This window comes from Dyadobacter sp. CY356, from assembly GCF_021440195.1.
Lineage (GTDB): Bacteria > Bacteroidota > Bacteroidia > Cytophagales > Spirosomataceae > Dyadobacter.
In genome coordinates this window covers 183,184-198,569 of record NZ_JAJTSZ010000005.1, presented here as the reverse complement: position 1 = coordinate 198,569, position 15,386 = coordinate 183,184, and the positions used below count along the sequence as shown (strand labels likewise).

The 15,386-nt window shown below is 40.2% G+C and carries 13 protein-coding genes; 3 read left to right on the top strand and 10 right to left on the bottom strand.

Annotated elements, in window-relative coordinates; translation table 11 throughout:
* Positions 1-35 precede the first annotated feature (35 nt).
* The gene (locus LXL81_RS17545) at positions 36-896 is read right to left on the bottom strand and encodes a pirin family protein (RefSeq protein WP_234648076.1); all 861 of its coding nucleotides are present in this window, start codon (positions 894-896) and stop codon (positions 36-38) included.
* Positions 897-1,086: 190 nt separating this feature from the next.
* A complete protein-coding gene (locus LXL81_RS17540; protein WP_234648075.1) occupies positions 1,087-1,944 on the bottom strand; it encodes a sugar phosphate isomerase/epimerase in 858 nt (285 codons plus the stop codon).
* A gap of 137 nt (positions 1,945-2,081) precedes the next feature.
* Here LXL81_RS17540 and LXL81_RS17535 point away from each other — a divergent pair, with 137 nt between their 5' ends.
* A complete protein-coding gene (locus LXL81_RS17535; protein WP_234648074.1) occupies positions 2,082-2,942 on the top strand; it encodes an AraC family transcriptional regulator in 861 nt (286 codons plus the stop codon).
* A 232-nt stretch (positions 2,943-3,174) separates the two neighbouring features.
* Here the strand turns inward: LXL81_RS17535 and LXL81_RS17530 are convergent, their stop codons facing one another.
* The 5 genes from LXL81_RS17530 to uxuA all read right to left on the bottom strand — a co-directional run bounded on the left by LXL81_RS17530 (position 3,175) and on the right by uxuA (position 9,489).
* Positions 3,175-4,863, bottom strand: a complete 1,689-nt coding sequence (locus LXL81_RS17530) for an amidohydrolase family protein (RefSeq protein WP_234648073.1) — start codon at positions 4,861-4,863, stop codon at positions 3,175-3,177.
* Between the two features lie 147 nt (positions 4,864-5,010).
* Entirely contained in the window at positions 5,011-6,447 is a 1,437-nt protein-coding gene (locus tag LXL81_RS17525; protein ID WP_234648072.1) for a Gfo/Idh/MocA family protein, read from the bottom strand.
* A gap of 81 nt (positions 6,448-6,528) precedes the next feature.
* Positions 6,529-7,368, bottom strand: a complete 840-nt coding sequence (locus LXL81_RS17520; RefSeq protein WP_234648071.1) for a ThuA domain-containing protein — start codon at positions 7,366-7,368, stop codon at positions 6,529-6,531.
* A 38-nt stretch (positions 7,369-7,406) separates the two neighbouring features.
* On the bottom strand, positions 7,407-8,195 hold the full coding sequence (locus LXL81_RS17515; RefSeq protein ID WP_234648070.1) for an SDR family NAD(P)-dependent oxidoreductase: 789 nt from the start codon (positions 8,193-8,195) through the stop codon (positions 7,407-7,409).
* A gap of 94 nt (positions 8,196-8,289) precedes the next feature.
* Positions 8,290-9,489 (bottom strand): mannonate dehydratase, encoded by a 1,200-nt coding sequence (gene uxuA / locus LXL81_RS17510; protein WP_234648069.1) that lies wholly within the window; start codon positions 9,487-9,489, stop codon positions 8,290-8,292.
* 140 nt (positions 9,490-9,629) lie between these two features.
* Here uxuA and LXL81_RS17505 point away from each other — a divergent pair, with 140 nt between their 5' ends.
* Positions 9,630-10,661: a LacI family DNA-binding transcriptional regulator gene (locus LXL81_RS17505; RefSeq protein ID WP_234648068.1), complete on the top strand. Its 1,032-nt coding sequence runs from the start codon at positions 9,630-9,632 to the stop codon at positions 10,659-10,661.
* On the opposite strand, the gene LXL81_RS17500 is transcribed toward LXL81_RS17505, so the two are convergent.
* A complete protein-coding gene (locus LXL81_RS17500) occupies positions 10,655-10,840 on the bottom strand; it encodes a hypothetical protein (protein ID WP_234648067.1) in 186 nt (61 codons plus the stop codon). The two genes, LXL81_RS17505 and LXL81_RS17500, sit on opposite strands and share 7 nt — an antisense overlap.
* Positions 10,841-11,024: 184 nt before the next feature.
* Between LXL81_RS17500 and LXL81_RS17495 the strand changes: the two genes are divergently transcribed.
* Positions 11,025-11,591 (top strand): Uma2 family endonuclease, encoded by a 567-nt coding sequence (locus LXL81_RS17495; protein ID WP_234648066.1) that lies wholly within the window; start codon positions 11,025-11,027, stop codon positions 11,589-11,591.
* A 7-nt stretch (positions 11,592-11,598) separates the two neighbouring features.
* Here LXL81_RS17495 and LXL81_RS17490 read toward each other — a convergent pair whose 3' ends face one another.
* Together LXL81_RS17490 and LXL81_RS17485 are read right to left on the bottom strand one after the other, a co-directional pair.
* Positions 11,599-13,002: a DUF3748 domain-containing protein gene (locus LXL81_RS17490; RefSeq protein ID WP_234648065.1), complete on the bottom strand. Its 1,404-nt coding sequence runs from the start codon at positions 13,000-13,002 to the stop codon at positions 11,599-11,601.
* Between the two features lie 9 nt (positions 13,003-13,011).
* Positions 13,012-15,243 (bottom strand): hypothetical protein, encoded by a 2,232-nt coding sequence (locus LXL81_RS17485; RefSeq protein WP_234648064.1) that lies wholly within the window; start codon positions 15,241-15,243, stop codon positions 13,012-13,014.
* Positions 15,244-15,386: the final 143 nt, after the last annotated feature.

Sequence of the window (15,386 nt, the reverse complement as noted above, 5' to 3'; positions counted from 1 at the left end):
GGCTCTGAAATTTTTTCAAAGCCGGTTTTTTATTTTTAGTGATTCCACTTTCCAAATTTTCCTTCCTGATAATCAGCATAAGCCTCCTGAATTTCCAATCTGGTATTCATCACAAAAGGTCCCTGCGCTACAACCGGTTCATTATTGGGCATTGCATGACCGATTAATAACAGGCTTCTTTCAGTAGCTTCCATTTGGATTACTCCTTCCGTATCATCAAATTCAACCAGGTCGAGTTTATCAATTTTTTCGCCATTTACAATCAACCGGCCATTGATCAAATAAAACAAAACCGTTCTTCCTTCGGGGATTGGAATAGAATATTTTCCATCTTTTTCAAAAGAAATTGTCGCAAGATGAATATCCGCTAATGATTGTATTGCGCCTCTTTCTCCTTCCCAAAGGCCGGAAATAGCGTCGATTATAACTTTTCCCTGATCTAAAATTAAATGTAGAATTTCATCTTTTTGAAGACCGGTATATGCCGGATCAACATTTTTAAATTTTGCCGGCAGATTCACCCACAGCTGCAAAATCTCAACATTTCCTCCGTTTTTCAGAAACTCTTTTGATGAATTTTCGGAATGAATAATTCCCTTTCCAGCCGTCATCCACTGGATTCCGCCTGCTTCAATTTTGCTGTTATAACCTGTGCTGTCGGTATGGACAATATCGCCGTCGACAATAAAGGTCACTGTTTCGAAGCCTTTGTGTGGGTGAGGACCAAAAGGTAAACCGCGGTTATTAGCCGGGTAAATTTGCGGTCCGTGGTGATTTAGGAAAAGAAAGGGTTCGAGGGCATCAATTGCAATTTCCTGTGAAGGCATGACGCGATATGTATCCAAACCACCCATATCCGTATATCCGGCTTTATATTTTGCTAAGATCTTTTTCATATGTTATTCTTCTTAAAATGTATTTTATTAATGCATTTTTGGGAAGAATAGTTTGTGATGAAGTAGAGTAACAGCTTTTTGGGCATTAAGAAGTTTTTTGAATCCGTCCGACGGCTGGAAAAAACCATCGGACGGAAAGCCTGTCGGATGGCTTTTTTTTACCGTCCGACAGGTATTAAAACTGTCAATTTTAAAGCGAGATCAATTTTGGAATTTGTGGATTTTCAATATTTGATTTGATAAATGAAAAACCATCACGCATCAATTGTTCTTCCGAATCAAACATTTTCCGCCAGATATTAGCAACAGGTAATTTCGGACTAAAAGCTTCAATACTGATCCAGCCATCATATTTAAGATCACGAATGGCGCCAAAAATTCCTTCCCAGTCTACATTTCCTTTACCAGGCGTAGATCTGTCATTTTCGGAAAGCTGGATGAAAGAAATCCGGTCACCCATTTTGCGCATGGTATCACCAATATTTTTTTCTTCAATATTGGCATGAAAAGTATCAAACATGATCTTGCAATTCGGATGATTTACTTCATCAACAAATCGGATCAATTCGTCCCCGCAGCTGGTCAAATATAATTCGAAGCGGTTAAGATATTCCAGACCCAAAGTGATATCAAGTTCTCCGGCATAATCTGCCAGTTCGCGGATGCTGTCAACGCCCCATTTCCATTCTTCGGAAGTGGCAGGTTGGCCTGTAAAAACGCCTAACGCAGAATGATAGGGGCCCATTAATTTGGTTGCGCCCAAAACCAATGAACAGTCAATTACGCGTTTTAAATGTTCCAAAGTGGATTTGCGCATCGATGGATCCGCGCTGATCAAATGATTGTCAGGACCACAAATCGTATCGGTTTCACAAGCTAAACCCAAGTCATCGAGCTTTTTGCGGAATTTAAACCAGTGTTCAGGATTAGTATTGAATATGGGTACTTCAACCCCGTCAAAGCCAATTTCTTTTATCAGTTCAAGGGTAGGGAAAAGTGAGTCGTCAATTTGATTTCCCCAGAGGAGAAGATTCATGCTATATTTCATGCGGAGTATTTTTTTTAATACAATTTTACAACAACAAAATACTAAATACTTTTCGTCATTTGATTAGTACTAGCTGTATTTTGACTTTTGTTTAAATATGTTTGCTAATTTTGGCAAAATTCAGATAAGTCGTAATTATGAAAGCTCCGATACATAAAAACATTGAAAGTCAGGTTCGCCTGGTGACGGTGCATGAATTAAAAGAGCCGCATTTTGATCCAAACTGGCATTTTCATCCGCATTACCAGCTTTTCACGGTTTTGGAAGGAACCGGAAAACGTTTGATCGGAGATTCTATTCATACTTTTGAACCGGGCGATACCGTTTTTCTTGGACCGGATATTCCACATTTATGGAGAAGCGATCCGGCTTATTTTGGTGGAAATCATGATTTGTCGACACACGGTATCGTGCTTTATTTCCAGGAAGATTTTTTAGGCAAAGAATTTTTTGAAAAATCAGAAATGCTTGCGTTAAAGCAGCTTCTAATCGAATCAAAACGGGGTATCGCTTACAAAGGTGAACTACGCGATCATATCCGTCAGGAACTTTTGGACTTAAGAAATACAGAAGGTTTTCAGGGAATATTGAAACTACTGACTTTGTTGAACAAGCTGGCACATCGGGAAGGCGGCACGCCGATAGCCAGTTACGGTTATGTAAATACTTACAAAGTTTCGGAAACAGAAAGAATGCAAAAAGTGCATAATTATGTGCTTCAGCATTTTGCCCAGGAAATCAGGCTGGGCGATGTTGCTTCATTGGCTGGTATGAGCGAAGCCGCATTCTGTCGGTATTTCAAAGCCCGTTCTAACAAAACTTTTATTGATTTTGTCAATGAAATCAGGGTCGGTCATGCCTGTAAATTGCTCCTGGAAGACCAATGGACAATCGCGCAAATCGCATACGACAGCGGTTTCGATTCACTATCAAACTTTAACCGGAACTTCAAACGTTACATCGGCCACACCCCAAGAGAATACAAAGGTAATTATTGAAACTTAGCCCTGAAAGGGCGTTATATTTTAGCCACGGGTAACGCCCGTGGGGGAATCACGAATAACGCCGTTTGGAATTTATGGTAATGCCCGTGGTACATTCACGGGTAATGCCCGTGGGAATTGGCCACCCGCGCGGAATATGCGATGATTGATATGAATAAAAACGGATCTAAAACGTACATTGCCCAAAATAATAGGGCGTTGCCCTATTCTAAAATATAACGCCCTTTCAGGGCTGTTTATTTTCGGGTTTGTAGCCGGGGCCTTTTACGAATCTTCCGGGAGTAGCGCCTGTATGTTCCCCGTTTTTCAAAACAGCTACGCCGTTTACAAAAACATCAGATATACCGGTGGCAAATTGTTGAGGTTTGTCATAAGTAGCCAGGTCGTTAACTTTTTTTGGATCGAAAATTACCACATCGGCGTAATATCCAACTTTAAGTTCACCACGTTTTTTGAGTTTTAAGTTTGTTGCAGGTAGTTTGGCCAGTTTGTAAATCGCTTTCTCCAAGGGTAACAGCTTTTCATCCCTTGAATAATGCCCGATCACACGAATGAAATTTCCATAGGCCCGTGGATGAGGCTGGGATTTTAGAAAAACCCCTTCCGGCGAAAAACTTCCTTCGTCAGATCCAAAACTCACCCAGGGCAGCGCTACCTGTTTTTTTACATTTTCTTCATTCATTAAAAAATACGCAGCGCCAATTCTGGTGCTATCCTGCACAATAAGATCCATGGCAGTTTCTTCGGGCGATTTGCCTTTGATTTTGGCAACTTCTGCCAAAGTTTTTCCTGTATATTTTTTCAAAGAATCTTGTTTAAACCCGAGCAATAGAACTTTTTTAGCAGATCCGGCACCGTAATAAAGATTTTCCCAGTCAGAAGGATTCGTTTTCATAGCTATCGCCATTTTAGCTCTGATCGCCGGATCCTGCAACCGGAGCCATAATTTGCCAAAACTGCCATCCTGCAAAGAAGGTGGAAAGGAGGAAGTAAGTCCCGTGGCACCGGCAAGATATGTGTACATATCAGCAGTTATGTGCAAACCTTCTGCTCGTGCTTTTTCAATACGTTTAATCACACCATCCATTTTCTTCCAGTTGTCTTTTCCAGCTGCTTTAAGGTGATAAATTTCGGCAGGAATATTGGCTTCTTTTGAAATGGTAATCAATTCTTCAACAGCTTCATCCAGCTTATTCCCCTCGCTGCGCATATGCGAAATGTACATACCGCCATGTTTCGACGCTTCTTTGCACAGCGCGATCAGTTCTTGTGTGTCAGCGAAAAAATCGGGCGGATAAATTAATGAAGATCCCACACCCATGGCACCTTCTTCCATGGCTTTTTTTACCAATAATTGCATGCTATCTAATTCGGCATGCGTGGCTTTGCGGTTATCTTCGCCCACAACATAAGTCCTGACTGTGCCGGCTCCGATAAATGAAGCAACATTACAACTTATACCTTTCTTTTCGAGAAAATTCAAATATTCTCCAAGCGTATTCCAATCGATTTTATACTTGACATCACCCTGTCCTTTTTGCAGATCAGATTTCATCTTCGGGTTTAATGGACCCATGCTGGTACCTTCTCCCATCACTTCCAGAGTTACACCCTGACGAATATCACTTTGGCTGCGGCCATCCTGAATCAACGATTCCGTTGCCCAGCTCAGCATGTTTATAAAACCAGGCGCAATAGCTTGTCCTTTTGCATCAATTTCATTTTTAGCCTTTTCATTTTTCAGGTCACCAATAAAGGCGATGGTATCGGCATTAATGGCAATATCAGCCATGAAAGGTTTTTCACCGTTTCCATCATAGATCGTACCGTTACGAATGATTGTATCATACTCTGTTTTAGAAGAACAAGAAAACAGGCAGGTGCAGAAAAATATTAAGGGAAGCAAATGTTTCATGAAGCTGAGTTTTCGGAGTGAGGTTAGTTTTTATCCAATTTAAGTCAAATAATTTATCATAAATCAATCAGTGAAAAAAGATTGGATACAAACAAAAAAATCCCTCCAAACTTCAATTTTGGAGGGATTTTTTTTGTTGAAATCGTCTTAACCTTTCACTTTGGTCGTTCCATAAGGTCCGCGTTGAGGTCTTGACAAAGTGGCACTTGCTTCTTTATCACCTATATAATCTTCTTTTTTAGGATCCCATTTCAGTTTTCTGCCAAGCTTCATCGCAGTATGCGCGAGTAGACAAGCGGTACACGAGCGTTGGGCTATTTCCGCATGACTTATCGTTTGTTTCCCACTTTGGATACTTTCAATCCAGTTCTGGTGTTGTTCCGGACTTTCGTATAAATGAATTTCATTTTGTCCGATCACTGATCCAAGAATTTTTGGATCACTTGCGTAAAATGCTTTATTTTCTTTTGCAGCAACTGCGGCGCCAGGATCAGAAGCAGTTACGCCGACATTTCCGCGAGAGACAAATATCCAGCCTTCTGTTCCTTCAAATTTTACACCATTCGGATTTGTTCCGCCAATTTCCATTTCAACGCCATTGGCATATTTCGAATTGACTAAAAAATCGCCGTGGACATCCCACAATCCTGATCCTGGTGCAGGAAACGTTGCTTTTCCTTCAATCTCAATTGGTCCTGTTAATTCGGTATCCATTCCCCAATGCGCAATATCGATATGGTGAGAACCCCAGCCTGTGATCATTCCCGCTCCAAACTGTTCCAAACGTAACCACCCCGGACGCTCATTCAGCATATCAGTCTGAGAATGTACTCGGTCTTTTGTATAATAAATGTCAGGCGTGGAACCCAGCCACATATCATAATTTAAATTAGAAGGAACGGGCATTTTATCAGGGTTTCCTCCGGCAGGATCACCAGGAAGTCCGACATATACTTTTTTCAATTTACCAATCCTGCCATTTCTGACCAGTTCGCAAGTTCTCTTAAATTGCGGCCAGGGATTCATTGACCGTTGCTGACTGCCTAGCTGGAAAATGACTTTTTTCTTAATTACCATATCAGCCATTTGCCTTCCTTCACGGATAGTAAGGGAAGTTGGCTTTTGCATGTAGATATGTTTTCCGGCTACCGCCGCTTCCATGGCTGGCTGTGCATGCCAGTGATCCGGCGTACTAATGATTACGGCATCAATATCTTTCCTTGCTAAAATCTCATGGTAATCGTCGTATGTTTTTACTTCCACATATTTCTCTTTTCCGGTACGTTCAGCATATTTCTTTTCAATCCAGATTTTACCCTGTGCCAAACGGTTTTTGTCCAGATCCGCTACGGCGATCACATGCGCAGCTTCATTTTTTATAATTTCCGGTAAATCGTGAGAGGAGCCAATCCGGCCAAATCCGATCTGTCCGATATTAATTTTATTACTTGGCGCATTTTTTCCAAAAACACTGGCGGGAACAATGGTTGGGAACATGGACGCGGCAATGATACCTGCGGTACCTGTTCCGGCAGTTTTTAGAAATGATCTTCTGCTTTGATTTTTTTCTTCCGAGCTATTCATTGGATTCAGGATTGTTGGGTGATGGAGATGGTAAGCCCCATAGGGCGATGCCCTATGTTAAGGTATGTCGGCCTTTCAGGCCTAGTTGGTTTTGACTTCGTCGGATGGGGTTTTTGCGTAGGCTTTGCTGTAATTCCGCGGTTTTTGTGGTCCAATCGCCCATTCAATTCCTCCAAGAATATGCTTTCGTAAATCGTCTTTTAAATAGTCATCTTTTTCATGTCCTATGGAAGTGTAAAATGCACGTCCGCCATCGTATTCATGCCACCAGACCGATGGGAATATGGTTCCAAAAGTATCAAGCGCTTTTCCCGCAGGTTTCTGAATCGTAGTGTGATCGTTGACCGCCAGAACGTTCAGGTTTACGCTCATTTCTTTCAAAAAATAAAACTCATCTTTTTCTCTATCCCACTTTTTTGGTAAATGTGCCAGTGACGGATTTTTTGAGTCAAGCATTTTTACCGAAAAACTTTGTCCCGGTTCATGCCAGAAAAATGTTCCGCCCAGCATATTTTTAAACCATGTCCAGCTCCTTTCTGTACCACAGGCTGAATGTAATCCAACGAAATTTCCACCAGCCTGAATGTAGCGCATCAAAGCAACACGCTGTGCATCAGTATCAAAAACGTCATTATTGGTGTTTGAAAAAATCAGGGCGTCATATTGTTTCAGGTTTTCGTCAGTGAATTTGGAAGGGTCATCACTTGCGTCAACGGTAAAGCCATACTGTTTTCCAAGAGCCTGAATCGCTTCAACAGAATTAGCAATGTTGTCATGAACATAACCTTTTCCATTTTTGGTATAAACCAGTATTTTAACTTTGTTCCATTTGATTTTTTGAGCATGTGCCGGTATGCTCAAAAATACAAGAGAAAGTGCCAGAAGCAGAAATGTAAAACTCGCAAAAACTGTTCTTTTCATTGTTAAATCATTGATTTATAAAAGTCAGGGAATATTTTTCAGAATCCGATTGAATTTCCGCCATCCACGGGAAGTGATACACCGGTTATAAATTTTGATGCATTTGATGCCAGGAATACTACTGCCCAGCCCACATCGTCAGGTTTTCCCCAGGTTCCCATGGGTGTACGGTCCATGGCTTTATTCCTTCGCGAAGGGTCTCCGTTCATCGCGGTTAGCATCATGGGTGTTTCTATAAATCCTGGTGCAACGGCATTGATCCTTACGTTATATGGTGAAAATTCAGTCGTTAAAGCTTTTACCATACCTGCAACAGCTGATTTGGAAGCTGTATATGCTACAACCCGGTCTATTCCATAAATAGCCGCCATGGATGTGATCATGATAATGGAGCCGGATTTTCGTTCGATCATTCGTTTTCCGCATTCACGTGTCATGGAGAAAACAGCATGTAAGTTCGTTTGTATGACCTTGTCAAAATCGGCGTCTGTCACTTCCACAGCAAATTTCTTCATATTGATACCTGCATTATTTACAAGAATATCAATCGGTCCGCATTTATTCTCAATTGCTTCAACAAGCGCGGGAATGGTATCCAGTTGTGTAATGTCATTGACGAAGTAAGTAGCTTTTGACCCTAACTTTTCAATTGCTTCCTGTAAAACAGATTCCCGGCGACCAGTCAAAACAACTTTTGCTCCGGCTTGCACCATACATTGCGCGATGTAAAATCCAATTCCGCTGCCGCCACCGGTAATCAGGGCTAACCTGCTTTCCAGTGAAAAAACGGATGGCTTCAAGATTTCTTCTTTAATTGATTCAGGCATTATTTGAAGGATATTGGATGAAAAACCTGGTCTTTCGAAGGTTGAATTCGTTTGTGAATATCAACGGGACCATCTTGAATTATTTGTTACGGATTTAAATGTTCAGCGATCCAGAGATTCCCATTTCCAATCCACGTAATTCGGCCAGTGCTTTCAGACGGCCAATGGCTGAATAACCCGGATACGTTTTTTTATGCAGATCATCAAGCATTTGAAAACCGTGATCGGGCCGCATAGGTAAAGCAGAATCGGCATAACCAGCCTCTTTTCTCCTCTTTTCTTCTTTCAATAATGCTTTTACTACATCATACATATCCACGTCCCCATTCAGGTGAGGAGCTTCGTGAAAATTTCTTGTGCCTTCTTCGCGTTTGGTGGTTCGCAGGTGAACAAAATGTATCCGGTCGCCAAAACGCCTGATCATTCCTGGTAGATCATTATCTTCTCTCACACCCAGAGAACCGGTACAAAAGGTGATACCATTAGCTCTGACATCACAAGCATGCATTAGTTGCTCAAAATCAGATTCTGTGCTGACAACACGTGGAAGTCCAAGGAGTGATCTCGGCGGGTCATCCGGGTGAATACAAAGATTTACACCAAGCTCCTGCGCTAATGGTGTTATCTGAGCAATAAAATAATAGAGATTTTGTCTTAACTGGCTGTCCGTGATATGGGCATATTCATCCAGTAAACTTTGAAAAACGGCGAGGTTAAATGCTTCTTCTGAACCTGGCAGACCAAGCAGAACTGTATTGGTCAATACAGAAAGCTGATAGGAAGACATACCCTGAAATTTGCTTTCTGCTGCTATTCTGGTTTCCGGCTCATAATCCAGTTCTGCGCCAGGCCTTTTTAAAATGAACAAATCGAAAATGGCAAAATCCACCCAAACAAACCGAAGTGTTTTTGAACCTTCCGGCATTTCATAATCGAGTGCCGTACGCGACCAGTCAAGCACCGGCATAAAATTGTAACAGACCGTTTTAATCCCGGAAGCAGAAAGATTTTTTAAGGATTGTTTATAATTTTCAATATAAAATTCACGCGAGGGTAAGCCTTTTTTTATATCCTCATGCACAGGAAGGCTTTCAACAACCAACCATGCTAGCGTTGAATATTGATCATTTTTAGCCTCAATTAATTTCCTGCGATTTTCTATTTCTGATAAAGTCCAGACGTCGCCAACCGGAATCTGGTGAAGCGCACTCACCACGCCGCTGCATCCGGCCTGACGAATATCCATTAGAGAAACAGGGTCATTGGGACCAAACCAGCGCATGGTGTGTATCATAAAAAGCAAAAATTGATTTTTTAATAATTCCAAAGGTATAAATATCCGAATATTAATTTGCATTGCAACCGATTGCATAAATTAATTATAGATCGTGTTTTCTTGCTATCTTTCCATTTTATAAGGTGTTATGATCAGATATGGACAGGGAAATTACCATTTACGATATTGCCAGAATACTAGAAATTTCTCCGGCTACGGTTAGCAGGGCACTGAATAATCACCCGGCCATCAACATCAAAACGAAACTTTTGATTAGTGAAAAGGCACATGAGCTTGGGTATCGGTCCAATACTTTTGCGAGTAATCTGCGCCGACGTAGCACCCATACGTTAGGCGTAATTGTTCCACGTTTGAACAGCCATTTCATGTCTGCTGTATTGGCTGGGATGGAAGAGGAAGCAAATGAATCAGGTTATAATCTTTTGATAAGCCAGTCGTTGGAATCTGAAAAAAAAGAGATTGCTAATGCGAAGACTATGTTTAATAGTCGGGTAGATGGATTATTGGTTTCGGTTGCCTATGATACTGACAGTTTTGAACATTTTGAGACTTTCATAAATAGAGGCATTCCAATTCTTTTTTTCGACCGGATTATTGATCATCCAAAATGCAGCAATGTTGTGATTGATAATGAATTTGCAGGTTTCGAGGCGACTTCTCATCTGATAAACCAGGGATGCACAAAAATTATGCATGTTACCGGAAATTTGAAAAGAAATGTTTATTCAGAAAGATTGAAAGGTTATCAGAATTCCCTTAGTCAGAACGGTTTGCTTTTTCAGGACGATTTCGTCATGATAACTGATTTAAGCCAGGAAGCTGGTAAGCTGGTGGCTCAGAAAATCGATGAGATGGAGGTGAAGCCGGATGGAATATTTATTTCCAATGATATATGTGCCGTAAGCTGTATGCAGTCTTTAAAGGAAAAAGGATATATTATTCCAGATGATATTGCCGTTGTGGGATTTAATAATGATCCCATTTCAGAAGTAATTGTACCTAATTTAACAACGGTTTATTATCCGGGAAAACAAATGGGGGAGATAGCAATCAGGAGTTTAGTCAATCACTTAAAAAGGATTCAGAAAATTGATGTTGCCAGTAAAATTGTCTTGCAGTCAAAACTTATCGTCAGAGGATCTTCATTGAAAACAGGTAAATCTTATTGATAATTACTTTGCAACTCCATTTTTATCTTTTGTACCATCTCCTCAGAAACGTCAACCAATGATGCAATTTTTGCATTAGAGAACTCTGTTTCTTTTAAAAGAGATTTGACAACAGTAATTTTATTTTTTTGAATTCCCTTCTTTTCAGCCCGATCGAGCAAAAACTCTTCAATTCCCATAGTCTTTTTATTTTGGTTAATTTCTTCAGGCTCTGTATCAAATTTAATATAAATTGCTTTTGAAATTGATACTATATAATTCTCTTACAAACCATTATGAATCATTCGATTAAAATATAACTATGGGGAATAATGATTTACAATTTCGAATTTAAAATGTAGATTTGATAAAAATGAAATCTTTATGGAAGCATTAGCCGAAAAACTTCACAGCCTGGAAGAATACTTTGAGTTTTGCGAAACGCACGAAGGACGTTTCGAATTCGTAAACGGAGAAATTACAGAGATGTCAGGAGAATCGGTTACAGCGAATCAGATCGCTGGAAATATTCATTTTCATTTACGTGGTTTGCTGCAAGACCAACCATATTTTTTTGTTCAAAATGCAGTTAAATCGCAAGTGAAGGAAGAAGCAATTTTTCGCATTCCCGACTTCTTCATTTTCAAAGAAGAGGGGAATAAAATCAAGTACGCAACCGAGCCATTGTTGATCGTTGAGGTAATTTCAGAAAGCACAGAAAAGATAGATAGAATCATAAAACTTAACGAATACAGATCCATATCGTCATTACAATATTATATTATTGTTGAACAAAATAATTGCTTCGTCGAAATTTATATTCGTGAAGGAGAAAGGTGGTATGTTGAATTTTATGAAAAAATGGATGAGGTAATTAAACTTATATATTTCAACATAGAATTACCGCTCAACTCAGTTTATAGGAAAGTTTCTTTTGAAAAGGCAGTTTGATTTATTATCACTTTTGTTCAAACGATTTTACAAAAACTTGTAAAGTTGCATCATTCCCATTTTTAGCTTTTACCGCTCTGTTAAAAGCAAACATTTTTCCATCATGCGCCCAGACAATATTTGTCGGAGCTGGATTTGATGAGGTCGTTAAAGTTTGACAGCGATCCTGAAAAGGAGCACTTTCGGTTTGGCACAACATAATACTTCCGTTCCAGACATAACTTACATGTTGACCGTCCGGATGCCAGCGTAAATTACCGGAAACATCGGATTCATGTTCAGTTAATTGTTGAGGTTTTCCACCCTTGGGAGACATCAAAAATATTTGTAATACACCTTTTATATCTTTTGCAAAATAAGCAAGAGAGTTTCCATCCGGCGAAGAGCGTACAATACCGGAACAGCCAGGATATTTTGAATCAGCCGTGAAAGTCAGCCTTTTTTGCAATGTACCTTTGGGAGGCATAGGGAAATCAGTTTCAGTTCCTTCCAACGGCCCAAATTCTCCCGGTTTGGTTATGTCATCAGGAATATCAACCACAAATACTTCCGGTACGTCTTTCCCATTTTTGTCAACAACAGTTCCCAAAAATGCTCTTGCAATCTGTCTTTTTCCATCCGGACGAAGATATCCGTTTGTTCCGATCCAGCTGTCACCAGCAGCGTGACTGATTTCATCACTGCCCCGTTTGGGTTCAGGCACTACACGGACTACCAATGCACTGTACCATTCGCCGGAGACATTCTCCGTATTTTTGTCAACATGAACAGCCTTTTTTCTTTTTGAAACGCCAATCGTTCTGAGATTTCTTTTTTTGCCTATGGAATCTTCAAGCGCTTTCAAAATAGCGTCGTTGTAGGTAAACCCAATCCATTGGCCATCTCCGCTCCATTCGTGACGATGTGTACCGCCCCGTAAAGCACCTGGAGTATAGGGAAATGTCAGATCGCGTGCGTCCATATAGATTGGTACGTTGGGTTTGGAATCTTCAACGATCACTCCGGTACGCCGCCACTGCTGATATGGATTTTCTTTGGTACTTTTTGCCAAACCATGAATAAAGACAACTGAATTTTCCTTTGGACTATAACTTACTGCTCCTGCACCGGGTCCCCAGATTTCATTATTTTCAACTTTGAAAAGCACTTTAATTTCACCAGTTTTTACATTTACTTTTTCGATCCGTGCAGATTCAGCAATTCCGCCATCATCCGTGCGCGTATCATATACCAGCCATTCACCGTCGGGAGAAAAATTATCATTATTGTCCAGATCATGATTGTAAGTCAGATCATGAGTAATCTGTTTTTCTTCAGTATCTTTTTCAGGTTGCGGGGATAACATTGATAAAAATAGTATTGTAGATAAAAATAATAGTGTAAAAAATGCGGTTGAAAAAATGGTGCTCATAAAACTTGGTTATTTAGCCGGTGCGCTGATTATGCCCAGATATCTTCCCATCCAGTATGGCAAAAGCCAGATATCACCCGCGCTTTCTTCAGAGGTTCCGCCGACGCCGTCGCGATCAAGGTCAAAGGTATTGCTGTTATGACGTTTAACCGGTTTTTCATCAGGAGGCAAAACTTCCTTTGTTGTTTGTTTACGGAAATTAGGCTCCATTAGCTCTATATCCTTTCTATGGCTGTTTTTAATTGACCAATTGATCAGATCCATCGGATATTCCTGCAAATACCAGATTGCTTCTTTTAAATCAAATTCCTCTGTACCGGTCAAAGCTGTAAATATATTCCAGGCACCATCTTTTTCCGGTCGCTCAACCTGCCAGTGATCCAGGATCTGTTTTTTGTAAGCGGTTTTTAAAGTATCATTAAATGGATAGCGATACAATCCCCAGTATCCGATAAAATACATTTCATCATCCGAGTGATTCCAGCCATCCGACATGTGTTTTGCATGTTCGTCGGCATTGGCAGGTGCTTTCCCTATTTCACTCATTGGGCGCATCATGTTTTCGTAATAACCATATTGATTCATCAGCTCGAACGCTTTGGCTTTGTATTTTTCCTTTTTGGTAAAATAATAGGCGGTTTGCAGCATCGAAACAATATTGGAAGAATTTAATTTCCTGTCACCAACATTGGTTGGAAATGCGTTAACATACTTCGGATTCCATTTTCCCCACATGGTCGGTTTGCCGTCGAAATCGATCAGATACATATCGTTTTTTACAATATGTGACATTACCGTATCAAGCAGCATAATGGCTTTTTTCTTCATTGGCTCGTCGTCAATCAATTCTGCTATTGCGCCGAAGGCAAAAACGTGGCCGATAATTTCATCACTGCTGGTGGTTGATTTCCAGCTCCATTCTTTTTCAGGAGATGGTTGCCAACGCTCAGAATCAGAAAGGTTTTCGATATGTCCGCTGCGTTCAAAAGATCTGGCGGGGAAACCGGGAACCGGATTGACTGTATAAAGTCTTTCAATAGCATCCAGCGATTCGCGGCAATTTTGCAATGCGAAAGAATCTTTCGTTGCCGCATAACGGAAAATTTCTCCGCCCAGATACATGGTTGTCCAAAGACCGTCATTGTCAGAATCTGACATATATCCGGTTGACAGATTTCCTTTCTCCATACCGTCCAGCGAAGCGTTAAATCCGTTCCGGATATGCCTTAAACGAACCTGCTCTTCAAAATAAATAGCTTTATCGTGAAGCGTCATTTCTTTAAATGCAATTTGTCCCAAACCAGCTGTTGTCAAAACCAAAACAGAGTTTTTGGGTCCTTCTGAAATATGGATTACTTTATTCCCCGGCAGCCAGCGTTCACCATAATAATAATCGAATTTGTTATCAGCACGAAGCGCAAATGCCCCCTGATTGGATCCAAACCAGATTTTTTCGTTTATTTCCTTGACAAAAGTGATATTCGTAACAGGCAGTTTTTTATTAATGGCTCCAATTTGTTTTTTAGCCGCAGGATCAAAGTCAATATAGCCTTCTGTGGTACCAATGATAATTTTTTGACCTGTTTTTACAATATCAAATGAAGTGAAGTCGAGACCGTCGAAGGCTTTTGTTAATGTATTGTCAGAAGACAAAACATACAAAGTTTTCTTTCCAAGAATCCAGAAATCACCCGTATTTTGCTGGTAACGAATCGAAATAATTTCGTCATCCGGCAAAGTACCACTATACAGATTTTTTGAATCTTTGATCAGTTGCAGCGATTTTCCATCCGAAACCAGAAAAGTGAAATCCTTTCCATCTGCAAAAAGCTTTGCAGCGGGTAATGTATGTTTTGAAAACAAAGTCCCCGCCCAGGCATTGCTGAAAACGACAGAATCACTCAGATAAACCAGCTGTTTATCATAATTCCCTATTGCAGAAATTTTCTTTGATTTCATGAAGCGATAAGAATTATCTGCTTCTATCGAGCCATGATATAGGAATTGTCCGTCGTAAGGATGTTGTAATCCTTCTTTTGCAAGAATCTGGATGACACCATTTCTATCCGAAAAAGCAGACAATAAATTTAGTTTTGTCGTATCAGCATAATATTTAATACTAAAATCCTGAACAAAAGGTTTGTCTTCGTAAACGGGTTGCTTAGTTATTGTATTACTACAAGAATTGAAAATTAAAGCAGCAAAAAGGAAGAGAAGGGATAAATAAAAGGGTTTAGACATACGGTAAAGGAGTACGTAAATTATTGATATTTTTATCACCGGCAGTTTTTGCTGAGGATCGGTCTTAATGTATACTTAATTTATGTAGTAAGAGACTAATAAAAACTCTTAAAACTCCGCGATAAACTCCCAGAACCCTGCGT